14 protein-coding genes and 2 pseudogenes are annotated in these 17,217 nt (G+C 31.5%); 6 read left to right on the forward strand and 10 right to left on the reverse strand.

Going from position 1 to position 17,217, the window contains the following annotated elements:
• Positions 1-88: 88 nt before the first annotated feature.
• The 3 genes and pseudogenes from A9G13_RS07260 to A9G13_RS11340 form a co-directional block, all read right to left on the reverse strand.
• Complete coding sequence (locus A9G13_RS07260) at positions 89-1,657, reverse strand: phosphoethanolamine transferase (RefSeq protein ID WP_081301191.1); 1,569 nt, start codon at positions 1,655-1,657, stop codon at positions 89-91.
• 245 nt (positions 1,658-1,902) lie between these two features.
• The gene (locus A9G13_RS07265; protein WP_065556915.1) at positions 1,903-3,240 is read right to left on the reverse strand and encodes an MFS transporter; all 1,338 of its coding nucleotides are present in this window, start codon (positions 3,238-3,240) and stop codon (positions 1,903-1,905) included.
• Between the two features lie 118 nt (positions 3,241-3,358).
• A pseudogene (locus A9G13_RS11340) lies at positions 3,359-3,445 on the reverse strand (gluconate 5-dehydrogenase); the annotation flags it as partial.
• 263 nt (positions 3,446-3,708) lie between these two features.
• Between A9G13_RS11340 and A9G13_RS07270 the strand changes: the two are divergent.
• Both A9G13_RS07270 and A9G13_RS07275 read left to right on the forward strand, forming a co-directional pair.
• Complete coding sequence (locus A9G13_RS07270) at positions 3,709-4,413, forward strand: FadR/GntR family transcriptional regulator (protein ID WP_065557125.1); 705 nt, start codon at positions 3,709-3,711, stop codon at positions 4,411-4,413.
• Between the two features lie 115 nt (positions 4,414-4,528).
• Entirely contained in the window at positions 4,529-5,776 is a 1,248-nt protein-coding gene (locus A9G13_RS07275) for an enolase C-terminal domain-like protein (RefSeq protein ID WP_065556916.1), read from the forward strand.
• Between the two features lie 179 nt (positions 5,777-5,955).
• On the opposite strand, the gene A9G13_RS07280 is transcribed toward A9G13_RS07275, so the two are convergent.
• Positions 5,956-7,338: an MATE family efflux transporter gene (locus A9G13_RS07280; protein ID WP_065556917.1), complete on the reverse strand. Its 1,383-nt coding sequence runs from the start codon at positions 7,336-7,338 to the stop codon at positions 5,956-5,958.
• 15 nt (positions 7,339-7,353) lie between these two features.
• The gene (rimO, locus tag A9G13_RS07285; RefSeq protein WP_218059189.1) at positions 7,354-8,670 is read right to left on the reverse strand and encodes a 30S ribosomal protein S12 methylthiotransferase RimO; all 1,317 of its coding nucleotides are present in this window, start codon (positions 8,668-8,670) and stop codon (positions 7,354-7,356) included.
• Positions 8,671-9,614: 944 nt separating this feature from the next.
• Between rimO and A9G13_RS07290 the strand changes: the two genes are divergently transcribed.
• The 4 genes from A9G13_RS07290 to A9G13_RS07305 all read left to right on the forward strand — a co-directional run bounded on the left by A9G13_RS07290 (position 9,615) and on the right by A9G13_RS07305 (position 12,384).
• Complete coding sequence (locus A9G13_RS07290; RefSeq protein WP_065556919.1) at positions 9,615-10,331, forward strand: hypothetical protein; 717 nt, start codon at positions 9,615-9,617, stop codon at positions 10,329-10,331.
• Between the two features lie 292 nt (positions 10,332-10,623).
• A complete protein-coding gene (locus A9G13_RS11030) occupies positions 10,624-10,962 on the forward strand; it encodes an endonuclease (protein ID WP_141670882.1) in 339 nt (112 codons plus the stop codon).
• 196 nt (positions 10,963-11,158) lie between these two features.
• Positions 11,159-11,770, forward strand: coding sequence for a hypothetical protein (locus A9G13_RS07300; protein ID WP_065556920.1), 612 nt, complete (start codon positions 11,159-11,161; stop codon positions 11,768-11,770).
• A 263-nt stretch (positions 11,771-12,033) separates the two neighbouring features.
• Positions 12,034-12,384 carry a hypothetical protein gene (locus A9G13_RS07305; RefSeq protein ID WP_081301192.1) on the forward strand — a complete coding sequence of 117 codons (351 nt, stop codon included), beginning with the start codon at positions 12,034-12,036 and terminating at the stop codon, positions 12,382-12,384.
• 139 nt (positions 12,385-12,523) lie between these two features.
• On the opposite strand, the gene yidD is transcribed toward A9G13_RS07305, so the two are convergent.
• The 5 genes and pseudogenes from yidD to A9G13_RS07320 form a co-directional block, all read right to left on the reverse strand.
• Positions 12,524-12,727 (reverse strand): membrane protein insertion efficiency factor YidD, encoded by a 204-nt coding sequence (gene yidD / locus A9G13_RS11280; protein WP_081301193.1) that lies wholly within the window; start codon positions 12,725-12,727, stop codon positions 12,524-12,526.
• Entirely contained in the window at positions 12,714-12,959 is a 246-nt protein-coding gene (locus tag A9G13_RS07310) for a DUF4177 domain-containing protein (protein ID WP_065556921.1), read from the reverse strand. Before A9G13_RS07310 ends, yidD begins: the two co-directional genes overlap by 14 nt.
• Positions 12,960-13,166: 207 nt before the next feature.
• Positions 13,167-13,387: pseudogene (locus A9G13_RS11345) on the reverse strand (hypothetical protein); the annotation flags it as partial.
• A 349-nt stretch (positions 13,388-13,736) separates the two neighbouring features.
• The gene (locus A9G13_RS07315; RefSeq protein WP_065556922.1) at positions 13,737-16,040 is read right to left on the reverse strand and encodes a TonB-dependent receptor domain-containing protein; all 2,304 of its coding nucleotides are present in this window, start codon (positions 16,038-16,040) and stop codon (positions 13,737-13,739) included.
• 77 nt (positions 16,041-16,117) lie between these two features.
• Positions 16,118-16,969, reverse strand: a complete 852-nt coding sequence (locus tag A9G13_RS07320) for a heme/hemin ABC transporter substrate-binding protein (RefSeq protein ID WP_065556923.1) — start codon at positions 16,967-16,969, stop codon at positions 16,118-16,120.
• Positions 16,970-17,217: the final 248 nt, after the last annotated feature.

A 17,217-nucleotide genomic window follows, 5' to 3' on the forward strand; every position in this document is an offset into this window, starting at 1 on the left:
TTGTTAAACTTTACGCCATCGTTATTATTTATCGATGGCGTTTTTTTATGATTTAGCTGAGGATTAAGTAATTGGCTTAGCTTATTGATTATTTTATATACGGGTTAGGATCTTTTTCTAATTTATCGTATAAATATAATTTATTGTATTGCCAATCTTTTACTTTTATATCTTTTTGCTCAGTTATATTATTGAAATCATGTTGCATGTAATCATGCTTCACATCTAATTCAATTCCCATCCATCGACTTAATAAATATACTAATTGAAATCCGGAGATTTGCTTATTAATTCTCTGTTGCGGCATTTTATCTGAATCAAAAAATATAAATGGAACTTGATAACTTTCTTGGTACTTCCAGTTATGACGGAGATCCTGATTTTGATCAGTATGGGCAAGTCCATGATCGGCAAAATACACTACGGCATAATCTTGATTATGTCTTTCTAATATATTTATAGCTGAATTAACAAAATCATCAGTTTCTTTAATACTACTGACATAACATGAAATATTCTCATTATTAAGATCAAATTGAACATCAAATTGTAATCTCTTACAAAAATGAGGATGAGATCCCATTAAATGCATAATAATTAGTTGTGGTTTATTGCTTTGGTTAGACAAAATATCATTCAATTCTGGTAATAATAAAGTGTCATACTTTCCTTGTGACGATTTACCATTATATTCCCCTTTCTTAGTATAAAAAGATTGTTGCGCATATGCGGCAATACGCGGTATGGTGATTTCCATTTTACCTAATTGTCCTTGATTTGAAAGCCAATAAGTGGCAAAACCGGCCTGATTAGCAATGCTGATAATATTGTTATTTATATGTGCATTAACTTCTTTATCATTTAAAAAGATAGATTGGCTAATTAAGTAAGGAATTGATGATTGTGTATTTGGTGCTGGTGCAATTAATCCATCCCAAATAATACTAGCATGTTGATTGGTAAACGGAGTATCGTCATATTTAAAGCCATAAGCACTCATATAATCTTTACGTACGCTTTCACCAATAATAATAAGGAAGGTTTTATGTTTTGGTTTAACAGTAACTATTGGAATATTATTTAGTTGTTGAGCTTGTTTTTGTTGTTCTTGCTTTTCAGTTAGATAAATATTGGTACTAGTATATAAATCAAAACAAAATTCAAAAATTGGGTATTTAAAACTATCTATTAAAATGGAAGGTATATTACTAAAATTACTTTTAATAATTATTTTGGCTGGTTTGTAGCAACTCACTATTAATGCACAAATTATTAGATATTTATTATTAATTTTAGGAAAATTACATTTGGAAAAAATGAAAATAAAACTTATAACTAATAATATAGTAATAACATAAAGATAAATCGGTAATTGGGTTAGATATTCACTGATCTCATCACTATCAGTTTCAGCTATAGAACTGATCACCGCAATATTTGGTGAACCATAATAGAAAGAAGTTGGGAAGTATAAAGCCGCTACAACAAATGATATACAAAATATTATGCGGCAAATAGTAAATCGTGCTAAAAAAATTAGCGAAAAATAGGTTAATAATATGCGATCAAATCTTTGCGGATAACCTAATAAATAGACAAGTAACACTGATAAACCAAGACAGATTAGATGTGATAGTAGGTTTTCTTTTTTTATCATTAAGTATTATTTTAATAGTATAATTATTAACATAAAATAATTATAAAGTTAGCTAGATTATAAGCAATTAATTTTTTTCATCATAATAGCAAATAAAACAAAAAATCATCTCGATAGCGTTCGAGATGATTTTTGATGATATTTAATTGCAATCGATTTTTGTTGTTATAATAATATTATATAATTGTAGATATTTTAAATAGAGAATTATTAAAAAATAAATTTAAATAACTATCTTTATATTATTAATGTTCAATTTTTCTCTCTGTATTTCTTAAACTTGGAATATTGATTACTTCTATTTTACCTACTAAAAACACATATGCAAGGAAACCAATGAAAGCAACAAAAGAAATATAATACATTGAGTATTGAAAATTATTAGTTTTTTGTAAAATTATACCAATAACAATCGGTGATATTATACCTGATAAATTACCAAAAACGTTTAAAAAACCACCAATAGTTCCAATAATTTTTCTTGGTATTACATCACTACATACGACCCATCCTAAATTAGAAAAAGCATTAGCAAAAAAAGCAACAGACATTATACCAATGGCGATTACAGGCTGATCTTCAAAAAAGTTTACAAAACAGATAATTGTAGTTACAAGTAAACCTAACATTACCGGTAATTTTCTAGCAAATGTTTTTGAGTAATTTTTTTTAATAAGCATATCACTTAAAACACCACTACATAAAACTCCCGCCATAGCCATCAGATAAGGAAATATTGCTCCAAATCCGGCTTTAGAAATAGATAAGTGAAGTCCTTTTTCTAAATAAACAATAAACCAAGTCAGGAAAAAGTATAGTGTTGATGAAGCAGAAAACTGGGCTATAAATAACCCCCATATAGTTCGTTGACGCAAAACAAAAAAGATATCACTCCAAACTATTTTCTCAGTTTGTGGAGAATGTTTATTGTTATCAAATCCACCACCTGCTTTAATATGTTCTAATTCAGCTTGATTTGTATTTTTACTTTCATTTGGTTCTCTATATTTTATGAGCCAAATAATACCAAAAATGATACCAATAGCACCTGAAACATAAAATGACATTTCCCAACCATAATTACTAACAATGATTGCTAATACTGGAGTTAGTGTAGCCAGCCCAATATATTGTCCACTAGCATATATTGCAGTAGCCCTTGCTCGTTCCTGAGTGGGAAACCATGTAGCTATAATTTTGGTATTAGATGGAAAAGAAGGAGCTTCTGCAATACCAATTAGACCACGACAAATCATTAACATTGCAAGAGAAGAACTAACAGTTGTAAACCAATGGTTAGAAGCCAATCCCATCAGAAATGTAAATATACTCCATATAATAATGGCACAGCCATATAGTTTTCTAATTCCTATTCTGTCTAATAGATAACCTACAGGAATTTGACTAATAGCATATGTCCAAGTGAACATAGAAAATAACCATCCTAATTGTGTAGAGGAAAAGCCAAATTCATTTTGTATATTAGAACCTGCAACAGCAAGGTTTGCTCGATCCATATAGTTTATTGCAGTAACAATAAACAACATAGTTAAGATCATAAATCTTGTTTTTGTTGGTCTCATCTTAATATCTCTTTGTTAGTTATTTTTATTAGTTAATTATTTAGTAATAATAAATTCGTTGTGAAAACTATATGTGATCATTTTTAAGAGTATTATTAAAAACAATAACAGTAGTAGTTAATTCTTCTACATATGAAAAAACTAATCCACGGACTAAACCGGTTATAAGTGCTGTTTTTCCGGTTAAATCAAATAATTTATGCATAATATAAAATCCTATAGAGTTTAAATTGTTGTATTAAATTAATATTGGTGAAATATATTGTCATACATTAACATGTAATACAACATACAAGTTAATGTGTTTAAGATGCTTTTATTTATATTTTTAATCAATATAAAAAGTCTAATTTTGTGATCTAATCGACAAAAATAATAAAATTAGTATTCAATATGAATATTAAAAGCGTTGATTAAAAAGATAGGATCAGTTGTAATATGATGAATGATAACTAAGTGATATTTATGATGATGATTAAATCAATTCCTAAGAATAATATTGTTGAAGCAGTTTATGAGCAAATGTTAAATAAAATAATAGACGGTACATGGCCAGAAGAAAGTAAATTACCTTCTGAATTTGAATTGACTGATCTCTTTGAGGTTAGTCGTACCAGCATTCGTAGTGCTGTACAGAAGTTAAGGGATCTTGGTATCATTTATACAAAGCATGGTATGGGATCTTTTGTTTCAAAAAATTTAGATAAAAATAAAATTATAAATATTAATCAACCAATTATGCATATGAGCCAAGAAGAATTTATGGATATGATGGTTTTTAGGCAAACAGTTGAATTTAAGTGTATTGAGCTAGCTGCTACCAATGCTACTGAAGAGAATATTTTAGAAATAGAAGATGCACTTAATCGCATGTTGATAAATAAAAATGATTATAAAAAATACTCACAAGCTGATTTAGATTTTCACATTGCAATAATTAAAGCCTCCCATAATAAAATATTTATTAATATTATTCATAATATTAAAGATATTTATTATTATTATTTAGAAGAACTAAATCGAGTATTTGGTCCTACAATCGAGAGTATTGATGCTCATATTAAAGTTTTTATGTCCATTAAAGAGCACGATATTGAAACAGCTAAGTTATCATTAAATAACGCTATGAAAACCAATATTGTTGCTATTAATAAATTGAAAGAAGAAATATAAATATTTAATTTTATAAAAAACTTGCATTATATCTTAATATAATGTTATTTTTATTTAGTGAAATATGATGTCATACAACTAGGTTGTCGTAAATAAATATACATTGGAGACTTTCATGTTAAAAATAACAAATGTGAAAACTATTTTGACTGCACCCGGTGGTATTGATCTGGTTGTAGTCAAGGTCGAAACTAATCATGACGGCCTTTATGGCTTAGGTTGCGCTACATTTACCCAACGTATTTTTGCTGTTGCAGCAGCAATAAATGATTATATAAAACCTTTTTTACTAGGCAAAGATCCTCGCCGTATTGAAGATCTTTGGCAATCCGCAATTGTAAGTGGTTATTGGCGTAATGGTCCAGTTATAAATAATGCTGTATCTGCTATGGATATGGCATTATGGGATATTAAAGGTAAAATGGCCAATATGCCTGTCTACGAATTACTTGGTGGTAAGTGTCGTGATGGCATACCCCTTTATCGACATTGTGATGGTGGGGATGCGATTGCCGCGGAAGATAATATTCGTGCTGCAATTGAAGAAGGCTATCAGTATGTTCGTTGCCAAATGGGTATGTATGGTGGTGCCGGTACAGAAGATCTTAAATTAATCAATACCCATTACGATAAAGCTAAAAATATTCACCCTAAAAGATCTCCACGCAATAAAACCTCAGGTATTTATTTTGATCCTGATGCATATGCACGTAGCATTCCTAAGTTTTTTGAACACTTACGGAACAAAATTGGTTTTGATGTTGAGTTTATTCATGATATTCACGAAAGAGTTCAACCAATTTCTGCTTTGCAAATGGCTAAAAGTTTAGAAGAGTATCGTTTATTTTATCTTGAAGATCCTGTTGCTCCGGAAAATGTCGATTTCTTAAATATTATGCGCCAGCAAACTTCAACGCCGATTGCTATGGGAGAATTGTTTGTTCATCTTGCAGAATATAAACAATTAATCACTCAACACTTAATTGATTTCATTCGTTGTCATATCAGTATGATTGGTGGTATTACTCCAGCTAAAAAACTTGCTGCTCTATGTGAACTTCATGGAGTTCGTACTGCTTGGCATGGTCCTGGTGATATTTCACCTGTTGGTGTGGTAGCTAACATGCATATTGACTTGAGTATTAGTAATTTTGGAATTCAAGAATATACCCCAATGAATGATGAATTAAGAGAAGTTTTTTCTGGCTGCCCAGCAATTGAACAAGGTTATGCTTATCTTAATGTTAAACCAGGCCTTGGCATTGATATTGATGAACAAAAAGCCAAAAAATTCCCTGTGGCTGGAGGTTTACCATCGTGGACTAATGCTAGAACCCCGGATGGAACAGCTGCTCGACCTTAAATAAACAAGAAAATGTTTTGTTCAGTAAGTGAGCCAGTAAGTTACAGCAGTGGCTAGCTTACTGAACTATTAATATACTTAATTATGATAAGTTACATATTAATATAACTATCATCCTAATTTCCAATTTTACTTATATGTTACTACTTTAAACACCCTAACAAAATACTAAAAGGGAGTTATTTCGAAGCACGTTTTAAGATGGTTGAAATAGGTTGTTTTTGTATATAAACCATTCGGCTGATTAGTAGTAATGCAGCAATAGATAAGCCAGTAATAAATCCAACCCAAAAGCCAGCAACACCCATAGGTTCAGTAATAATGTCTGTTAATCCAAGCATGTAACCAACAGGTAATCCGATAATCCAGTACGAAAGTAAAGTGATAAACAAAATACTTTGAGTGTCTTTATAACCACGCAGTACATTACTAGCAACGACTTGTAAGTAATCTGACACCTGATAAATTGCCAGTAAAATAATAAGTTGAATACAGATAGTAATTACAGGACTTTCGCTAGTAAATAAGCCAATAATAGGTGATTTAAAGACCACTAATATTAAGGCCACAATTACAGCTAAAGTTAAAGATATTGCTAAACTAATATAGGCTGTTTGTTTGGCTAAAATAGGTTTGTTATTACCCAACGAGTAACCAACGCGAATACTGGTTGCTACCCCAAGTGATAATGGAATTGCAAAGGTCATGCTACTAATAGTAAAAATAATTTGATGGGCAGCAACTGTGGTTTGCCCCAGAGGTGAAATTAATAAGGCGACTACAGCAAAAAGACTAACTTCGAAAAAGTAGGCTAAAGCAAGTGGTATACCTAATACAATGATTTTTTTTATGATAATAAAATCGATAAATTTGGTTACCGGTGTTTTACGTACATCGCGTTGGCTAGCGGCAGTTAATGTGTAGAGCCTCATTAAGATAAACATTAACCAAAAAATTATTGCAGCGGTGATCCCACAACCCACACCACCAAAAGCGGGTAAACCTAATTTACCGTAAATGGTAATATAGTTAATAGGAATATTAGCTAGTAAAGCAATAAACATAATTACCATCGCTGGCTTGGTATTAGATAATCCTTCACATTGATTACGATAGACAAAAAATAGCAGGAAAGCGGGAACTCCCCACATAATAGCGCGTAAAAAAGAGACGGCAACAGTAACCATTTCCGGATCAATAGGGTGCTCAGCGGTACTTCTTAGGGTAATTAATATATCGGCATGATACAAAAACAGCATCATAATTGCCGATAAAATAACGGCTATCACTACTCCTTGCCGGGTATGTTCAGCTATTTGTTCACGCTTAGCCGCGCCATTTAGGTTAGCAATAATCGGAGTTAAAACAGTAAGCAAGCCTTGCCCAAATAAAATAGTAGGTAACCAGATCGATACCGCAATAGCGACACCCGATAAAGCTGTAGCACTATAATGCCCAGCCATCATGGTATCGACAAAGGTAATCGCCGTCTGTGATATTTGAGCAATTAGCACAGGTATAGCTAATCTAATAATATTTTTAACTTCACGCCGATAATGCATCTTCATTAATTTTATTTACTGTTGCACAGTACCCCATAAATCATATTCATCTGAATGTTCAATGTTGACTGGAACAATATCACCAACATTAACACTTTTCTCTTCATTTAAATAAACAACGCCATCAATTTCAGGAGCGTCGGCCATACTACGACCAATAGCACCTTCTTCATCAACTTCATCAATAATCACAGCTAAAGTTTTTCCAATTTTGGCTTGAAGTTTTTGAGTCGAAATAGTTTGCTGTAATTGCATAAACTGATCAAAACGTTGTTGTTTGACTTCTTCCGGTATTTGGTTAGCCAGTGCATTGGCAGCCGCGCCTTCAACTGGACTATAAGGGAAACAACCCACACGATCTAATTGTGCTTGCGTTAAAAAGTCGAGTAATATTTCAAAATCTTGTTCAGTTTCACCTGGATATCCTACAATAAATGTGGAGCGCAGGGTTATTTCCGGGCAAATATCTCGCCATTTATGGATGCGTTCTAAGGTTTTATCAATTGTTCCCGGGCGTTTCATCGATTTTAAAACAGAAGGACTAGCATGTTGTAGTGGTACATCTAAATAAGGCAAGATTTTACCTTCCGCCATTAAAGGTATTAAATCATCCACACTTGGGTATGGGTACATATAATGTAATCTAACCCAAATCCCCAAACTTGATAACTGTTCGCACAAGGTTTGGATGTTAGTTTTTAATGGCATACCATTCCAAAAATTGATGCGATTATTAATATCAATACCGTAAGCAGAAGTATCTTGGGCAATAACTAGAAGTTCTTTCACACCACTATCAGCTAACCGTTTTGCTTCATCAAGCACATTACCAATAGGGCGACTACACATATCACCACGAAGTGATGGAATAATACAAAAGGTACAACGATGATTACAGCCTTCGGAGATTTTTAAATAGGCATAATGTTTAGGTGTTAATTTGACCCCTTGCTCGGGTACTAAACTAGTAAACGGATTATAAGCCGGTTTAGGTGCATATTTATTCACATGGCTGAGTACCGCTTCGTAGCTATGCGGTCCTGATATTTCAAGCACTTTGGGGTGCACTTTACGGATTTGATCTTGTTTAGCACCAAGGCAACCAGTCACAATTACTTTTCCATTTTCATTTAATGCTTCGCCGATTGCTTCTAACGATTCTTGTACAGCACTATCAATAAAGCCACAAGTATTAACAATGACCAGATCAGCATTGTCATAACTTGGTACCACTTGATAACCTTGAGTGCGTAGTTCAGTTAAAATGCGCTCAGAGTCCACTAAATTTTTAGGACAACCAAGGCTCACAAATCCAATTGTTGGGGATGACATATTCATATTATTTATAATAGTGTTTTATCGTTATTGAGGTATGTTGAGAAATCAATAAAATCAATTAAGAAGTTAATTTAACATTAATATTTTAGCATAGATAACCTAGTTTGAAATATAGTATTTTATACTTAGCTATTAAAAAGATGAATGTAAAATCAATATGAAATTGGTTGTTTTTACTTCTAATGATCTGCCTAATATTACAATTAAGTTTAGTCGATTTTATAAAATTAAAATCGAAAATAAATCTCAATTAGAGATGTTCGTGATCTATTTTAAATTTTATATATTCAACAGCATCCTCTAAATAATTAAAATTTGCTATATAGTATAATGTAGTGGGTGTTTGTAAGGATATATAATTATTATCTTCATCATCACAGTCAATGATGTAGCACAAAGGGGGTAACTCTACTTCATGATCATCAGGTGTAGTTCGAATATAAATTGGGACAATGTAGTTTATCGTTATCATATTTAGAATAATTGATTTGAGTTTATTTATAATAATCTAATTTGTAAGGATAGCAAGTTACAGAATTTAACCACAAAAATTGTCTCTATAGAGACGGCATATGGTTTGAATAAAACTTGATTAAATTAAAGATTATTTTATAAATAATTCAGGATGGTACGCCCGGGTGGACTCGAACCACTGACCCCCACCATGTCAAGAACACCGATCTATATTGAATTTAAGAGAAAGCCTCAATTAAGAGGCTTTTTTGTTTTTCTGTAAAATTTAATAGCATCAAAAAAATTAAACATTCTTGATATTTTTCTACATTATTTTTGTTATCATCAGGCATAATTGTCCTAAAGGTAATGAATATGAAAAAATATTGTTAATCCTCTTAATTATTCCTTGTATTGTTTTTGCTGCGGATAAACAGAAATTATCAGACTAAGAAATTAAAGAAAAAATTATTGGCAAATGGAATATGTATGAAATTGGTCGTGAAGCTAATATTCTTACTTTTTACGATAATGGGACAGTTACTTTAAAGTCTTATATTTGTGATAATGATGCAAAAAAAGCATTATATAATGGCGAAACTATTAAACAATATAAAATAGAAGATGGAATTATATACATAGGGCAATTATCAATTAAAGATGGATTCGTTAGTAAGCTAAAAGTAGAGAATGTAGAAAATTCCGCATTAAAACTTATCTATGACATGCCAGGTTATTCTTACAATAAAATAGAAATTAATTACCTTAATACTACCAATAAAGATACTTTGCCTTTTTGTAAATATTCCAAAGAAAATCCTTTTAGTAATCAGATTGATATGCAAAAACTTCAAGCCGATTTGAATTTATTACAGGATAATATAATAGAAAGCTTTAAAAAAATAATTCCTAAGGATTTAGATGAATATACTATATTGCAAGATGTTTATAAAAAAAATAATGAATTATTCTATAAAATAAGCGTGAAAAAATATTCAAAAGGTAACTTTAGTGATGAAATACTTGAAGCTTTCTTAAAAGTATCAGCAGTTGATAAATACTGTAATATAGATGAATCAACACCTAAAATACTCCAACAATTAAAAATGATATTTCCTAATGGGGTGTCTTATATGTTTTCTTTTGAAGATGAAAAGCCGTTTGTAATTCATATGGATAAGAGCAGTTGTCCAAAACAATAAAATACGTTAGCCAGAGTTAAAAAATTAGACTTTTTACTACATAAATGGACTTATGAAAAAGCTACTTGTTACTCTATTGTTTATCTCTTTATTTGCTCACTTAGTACAAAACTTTAATATAGTTAAAATTAAATTAAATCAGTTATATAAATCAAATCCTGAAGAATCTATATCTTATCGTGGTTGTGAGTTTTCATAGGCAGGTAAAAAAGGCGATGTTGATTTCAGCAAATGCGGATATAAGCCAAGAAAGAATTTAAACAGAGCGTCTCGTATAGAATGGTAGCATGTAATGCCTGCTGAAAATTTTGGGCGTCATCTACAATGTTGGCGAGATGGTGGGCATAAAGAGTGTAAAAAGGATGCCAAGTTTAATGAAATGGAAGGAGATATGTACAATCTCCAACCGTCTATTGGCGAAGTTAACGACGACCGTTATAATTTCAGATACTCTCAATTTACTAATGAATTCACACAGTACGGACAATGCAAAACCACAATAGATTTTAAAGATAGAAAATTTCGACCGAGAAAAGAAATTCGTGGCGTTATAGCTCGCACTTATTTCTACATGTCAGATAAATACAATATCAACCTATCAAAATCAGAACTCAAGCTGATGCAAGCATAGGATAAATTATACCCACCCGATAAATGAGAATGCGAGCGAAATCAGCAAATTAAACAAATACAGGGTAATAATAAATTTGTTACTCAGCAGTGTAAATAAGCCGTTGGAATTAGGTTTTTGTAAAAGTTAAATTTCTTCCTTTAAAATTGATTATATATTATTCTGTAAATTCCCTTTTAGGAATGAGAATATATTGATGCATAGATTATTAAAATCACTATTTCTTATTGCGTTTACCTTATTTATTGTATCGTGTACGTACGAAGATTTTGTAACAATACAGATAGATGAAAAAAGGGTTAAATTTTTAGCAAAGAGTCATTTTTATTCTGTGGTAGAGCCTAAAGGTAATCAACCAAGAGCTAGAATTACTGTTATTAAGGTGGGTTCTGATGACTTTAATGCACGAGGTTTAGTTATATATGATGAAAACAATAAATATGATTCAGGACATTTAGTCCCTTATCGATTTGGTGATAGAGGTGTGGTTCCTGAAACTTCAGATATTCATGGAGTATCTGTTCCAGATGACTATCTAAAACCATTAAACCAAATTAATATTGTGCCTGACAAACCATTTATTTTTGATGTGTCTGTGACTAGATATCACGAAATAAACTCAGCCATCTGTAAGTGGGATAATACAAAATTATTTTTTGTACCTAAAAGAGATAATGATTATTTGTTATCTATTGGTATTAAACCTTTGCAAGAAAAAAAATACCTTTGCATATTGAGACTACAAGAATGGGATAAGAAGGCAAAAGAATATAAAAACACGCCTTTTATGCTGTATCCAGAAAAATAGTAAATTTAATATGATATTTCAAGCCGCTCTCGAAGCGGTTTTTTATACCTAAATTTTGATTATTCACTCAACATCAAATCGATAGCAATGCTAGACACACTCAAGAGCGTTACTCAATAGCTAGTACGCTGCTATTTTTTAAACAACCTCATTATCACTATCAAAATTCATAATGACTCTTGTCATATTACTAAGTTATGTTTCATTTGTTATGAATTGTATTTAACTATATAATTTAACTAAATATTATTTAAAGGATTCTTATGAAGATTTTAAAAAAACTTGTCACAGGTGAGCTTAGTTTAGTTATTACATTTTGGGGTTGGCTTGTTTTAGGTAACATTATTTTAGCTATAATTGTTAATGTTTTATTTTCTACAATCACGCAGCCAAACCCAAAAGTGATGGCAGTTGTTATTATAGTTATTTTATTAATTAAATTTATTATAGCGGGTATGGTTACTTCGGGTATTTTCTTTATATTACGCAATAAAAAAATTACTGTTTGGGGAGTTATTGCCTTCATTTTGGCGCTCATTAATTTTATATATGCAATTATTTATGCTGCAGCATGCATTTACGCTATTTGTTTTGTAGCTAATATTTATAAATAGATTGAAGTATTAAGCTATATGTTTAATTAGGTATGCGATAAAGCTAGTCATCAAAAGTAATTAGCAGATAAGTATTAAAATACCCACATTTGTGGGTATGAATAGTAGAAATTTAATCATAACTACGGTGAAGTGGTTATTATGGATAATCTTTCCCTCCATTAGGAGGTTTACATCTTTTTAATCTATCTAATGTCAATTTCCACCCTTTAAGAACACCATATTTTTCAATTGCAAGTAATGCATATTCTGAACAGGATGGTTCAAATCTACATGCAGAGCGAATTCGATTGGGGGCTATTGATCTATATAGATATATTAATTTAAAACTAAGCCACTTCACGTCTAAAAACAATCACGTAATAAAGAGAATATTCTTCTTTTTTACCAAAAAGAGAAGCAAGACAGCCAGGAGAAGTGGATACTCCAATACTTTCAACGCTAACAAATTCCCAATTATCTTTGGCTTTAGCATTTATAATTTCAAGCAAATATGCACCTGCTTCATTACCTTTATCTTTTTTCCCCACATTAATATTTGGTGGAACTTGGACTGTCTCATAAATGTAACTCACTGTGTTCTCCTTTCATTATATTGTTATAAATTGAGTTTGTAATGTTAAGATAAATTTCTTATTTATGAATATCTCATTTATTTAACGATATGACTTTTATGCATTTTAATCCTAAAATTTTCCAAAATACAGGATTGTTTGCATTTAAATGAATAAATGCAGATTGCATGCTTTTTTATTATTAGTTGCACGTAACTAATCTTTTATCTAATTAACTTCGGGAAAGCTGTCAACATACTTAATTTTGAAATCAAGGAAGAAATCTACAAATTTTATTTTATAATCTGGAAAACTATCTACGAACTTCCATTTCCCGGTACTATCAGCAAAAGACTTCACTTTTTGGACTTTTAAATCAGCAAACGAATCGACTACTTGAACTTTATAATCAGAAAAAAATCAACAACTTTAATTTTCCCATATATTTTGACACATCCACTTTTGCTACAACCATAAATGGAACAAAAATTATATAAAATATGATTTTTTCATAATGAACACACTTAAGTTAACCTAATTTATACTGTTAATATCTTAATTCAGCTATACAGCCATTTATTAGCAATCCCAAAAATTAAGTCTTTTTTGATTTAAACCACTATCAACGATTTTAACTCAGAGGCAAAAAATAATACATAAATTATAAAGTAACTTATTGGATGTTTTAGATAACAGGCTGTGATTGCTAGCTGTTTAGGATAAGAAATGAGGATTTTAATAGAAGATCAAAGTTAGGTTGGACCTAACTTTGATTGGTAAATATCATTTTTAATTAGATTAAAAGTCGATATCTAGACCCAATTGGAATGTTCGACCCGGAGCGGTAAACATTTCAAGGTATTTATGATCTGAGGTACGGTATAATTTGTTATTACTTAGGTAATCCCAATATTTTTGGTTGGTAAGATTATAAATACCACCACTTAATTTGACATTTTTAGTAAAGTTAACATAACCGGTTAAATCAACAATACCGTGGCCAGCGATTCTAAAATACTCATCATTTGAATCAGTAATTGGTTTACCATCATTATTATAAGAATTACGATTAGTAGACTCAGCTTTTTTACCTTTTTGGAAGGTTGACATTAATGAAACGCCATAGAGTTTACTTGGATCATCCCATGCTAAACCAATAGTTGTTTTCATCGGTGCTATTGAGTCCATTTCGACATATTTATCGCCTAAATAACTTGATTTAGATTTACCTTGGTTATAACCAATTGCGAATCTGGCGCTTAAACCATTAACTGATTCAAACCAAGTACCAAGGTTAAATTCACTGGTTAATTCAGCACCATAGATATAGGCTTTGTCACGATTTTCTGCTTGATACACTAAGCGATTACCTGTGCCGATAAAGTTTTTGCGATAACGGGTGTAGGCAATGAAATCTTTATATTTATTATAAAATGCAGCAGATGAGAAGGTAATACCTTGAGTTGGCTGACCTTTTAAACCTAATTCAAAATTATCACTTGTTTCGGTTTTTAGATTAGAATCACCTACCAATAAATACATAGTACTATGTGCTAAATAAGAACCGTATAATTGATTTTGATTTGGCATTTGCGCGCTACGTTTATATTGTAAATATGCCGTTAAATTAGGTTTTAAGTCATACATTAATGCTAATGAAGGCAACACTTTGAAATCACTATTGCTATTATACTGTTTACCTAATTGTGAGCCATTTACTATTGTGACAGCCATATTTTCAAGGTTACGCGGTTTTGTATTTTGATATATCGCTCTTACACCTGGCACTATATAGTAATTATTGCTATCTTTGATTTTAAAGCTGATACGATCTTCAAAGAAACCACCTAATTGATAAGTACGGCTATCGGCTTGCGGTTTTGCATAATCGCCATCAGGGAAAATATTGCCATATCTTGGTTTAGCAGAAGTATAAAATGGCGATTCATCTTTACTCCATTTACCGTTCAGACCAGCACTAATTCTCTGATTATCCAAGTTTTTCAATAAGGTAGTAATGAAATTATAAGCTTTAGTATTATAGTGAGTTTGAATATTATAATTACCATTAGCTTTAGAATGTAGATTAGTATCATCATAAAGGTTAGTGCGCTGATAGTTAAACTGTGTGGTTAGACTATCAATCCAACTGATATCGGTTGGCTGCCATTTATCTTTAATGGCTAAGTTAAGGCGATTGTTTTTACTGCGTTGATGATCAGACGATTCAACCATCTTCCCTTTTTGATCCCAGGTATCATAATGCGAATTTTTAGTTTTGCTATTAAAATCAATGGTGGTGTTGAGTAAATGTTCGTCGGTTATTTGCCAGCCAAATCCAGCAAGTATTGAATTAGAATGCCAATTTTCCGGATAGCTACTAATGGAATCCCCATGATTACGAGTTTGTTGCCCATCACGACGGCTTAAAACTAATATACCATTTAGATAATCATCACCACCAGCCATAGTTATACCTTGATGGTAGCTTCTATCGGCACTATCATAATTATTCTGAAAACCAAAATAACTAGTTTTACCTGGATAGAGATAATAGCTAGCTGTTTTAGTCTGGAATGAAACCGAACCACCTAGTGCATTATTAGCATTACTAACTGAAGTTGCCCCAGATTGAATATCTACTTTATTGTACATATAAGTATCAATGTAATCGCGACCAATACCATAAGAACCAAATCCTGCTCGTCCTACAGAATTGACTCGGCCTTGCGCTATCGGTAAAGGCATACCATCAATATCAATTGAAACGCGGTTAGCATCTAAACCACGAATGTTGTAGCCAGTAAAACCACTTCTATCCCAACTACTTTTACCACTGCCTGAACCCGAGATACTACCTGGCGCCGAAATAAGTGGTTGATAACGCATAAGTGTACCAAAATTAGTGCCACCATCTCGGCGGATATCATGTTCGGAAATTTCGGTATTAGTTCCTGGTTGTTTAATGGCTTCATGCGCTGTAACCGTGATGGTATCAATATTTTTATCATCATCAGTTTGTTCAGTAGCTAAAGCAGGCATTACAAAAGTTAAACCTAATGCTAGGGTACTTGTTTTTTTTAAATTCGTAAAACTAAACATTTGAATCCTTGTAAACGTAATAATTAAATGAATATCTTCAATTGCTTCTTGTTATTAAATAATTAATATTTTTAAAGTTATTGTGGATAAAACGCTTGGTAAAGGACTTTAGCCACTTCATCAACTCGTGGTCCAATACCAAAGAGGTAACTATCATCAATAGTTACAATCCGGTGATTTTTAAAAGCTGCGGTTTCAGTAACTCCTGGCATCGTATTTAATTTATCCATACCACCCATCTCATTAACCGAATGAGTACTAAGTAAGATAACTTCCGGGTTCATTGCAATAAGTGATTCTGGGGTATAGCTTTTATAACTATTATGAGTAGCAAGATTTTCACCACCGGCAATATTGATTAACGCATCAGCTGTGGTATTTTTACCTGCTACAGCATTAGTCCCACCCATACTCATTAGGAATAATACTTTGGTTTTTTTAGGTTGCTTAGCAATGTTATTTTGGATTTGCGATAAGTTTTGTTGTAGCCGGTTAATTAATTGTTTGCCTTCATTTTGTTTGTTCAACTTAGTGGCAATTTTGTCGATGTTGCCATACAGTAACTCCAGCGTCCCCGGAACGCGTTGTAAAGCTAAAACATCTACATTAGCTTGTTTTACTTGGCTTATCACATTTTCAGGTTCGGCATCACTTAACGTAATAAATAGTGAAGGTTTTAGCGATAAAATTCCTTCAATGTTGAGTAATTTCCAATAACCGATTTGCGGTAATTGTTTTACTTTTTCTGGATAATTACTTGTTTTATCAACACCTACAACTTCATCTCCAGCGCCAATAGCAAAAACAATTTCAGTTAAAGATCCTCCGGCAACCACTATTCGTTCATTAGCTGCACTGTAATTAATACAACTATTAAAAGTGAATATTAATAGCAGTAAACTGATTTGAGCAATGATTTTATTCTTCATTGAATATTTCCTGTGTCCATTTATAAAACGCCTGCTACTATATTGAAAATGATAAGCGTTATCAACAAAAATTTGCTATGTTTTTAAAAACTAAGAAGCTTATGAATATTAACAATAAAAAAATCTCTAAATTATTGATGGCGAATAAATAATGTGATTGCGAAACAAATTAAATTTAATATGTTTAATAACAAATAGTTAAAAATATATGTATAAAAAAACATTGATAAATGATAATAATTATTATT

It is taken from the genome of Gilliamella sp. wkB178 (genome assembly GCF_001690705.1).
GTDB lineage: Bacteria > Pseudomonadota > Gammaproteobacteria > Enterobacterales > Orbaceae > Gilliamella > Gilliamella apicola_K.

Bases quoted from the DNA above. Each gene is read 5' to 3' on its own strand.
- A9G13_RS07260 (WP_081301191.1), bottom strand. From the start codon at position 1,657: ATGATAAAAAAAGAAAACCTACTATCACATCTAATCTGTCTTGGTTTA.
- A9G13_RS07265 (WP_065556915.1), bottom strand. From the start codon at position 3,240: ATGAGACCAACAAAAACAAGATTTATGATCTTAACTATGTTGTTTATT.
- A9G13_RS07270 (WP_065557125.1), top strand. From the start codon at position 3,709: ATGATGATTAAATCAATTCCTAAGAATAATATTGTTGAAGCAGTTTAT.
- A9G13_RS07275 (WP_065556916.1), top strand. From the start codon at position 4,529: ATGTTAAAAATAACAAATGTGAAAACTATTTTGACTGCACCCGGTGGT.
- A9G13_RS07280 (WP_065556917.1), bottom strand. From the start codon at position 7,338: ATGCATTATCGGCGTGAAGTTAAAAATATTATTAGATTAGCTATACCT.
- rimO (WP_218059189.1), bottom strand. From the start codon at position 8,670: ATGTCATCCCCAACAATTGGATTTGTGAGCCTTGGTTGTCCTAAAAAT.
- A9G13_RS07290 (WP_065556919.1), top strand. From the start codon at position 9,615: ATGTATGAAATTGGTCGTGAAGCTAATATTCTTACTTTTTACGATAAT.
- A9G13_RS11030 (WP_141670882.1), top strand. From the start codon at position 10,624: ATGCCTGCTGAAAATTTTGGGCGTCATCTACAATGTTGGCGAGATGGT.
- A9G13_RS07300 (WP_065556920.1), top strand. From the start codon at position 11,159: ATGCATAGATTATTAAAATCACTATTTCTTATTGCGTTTACCTTATTT.
- A9G13_RS07305 (WP_081301192.1), top strand. From the start codon at position 12,034: ATGAAGATTTTAAAAAAACTTGTCACAGGTGAGCTTAGTTTAGTTATT.
- A9G13_RS07315 (WP_065556922.1), bottom strand. From the start codon at position 16,040: ATGTTTAGTTTTACGAATTTAAAAAAAACAAGTACCCTAGCATTAGGT.
- A9G13_RS07320 (WP_065556923.1), bottom strand. From the start codon at position 16,969: ATGAAGAATAAAATCATTGCTCAAATCAGTTTACTGCTATTAATATTC.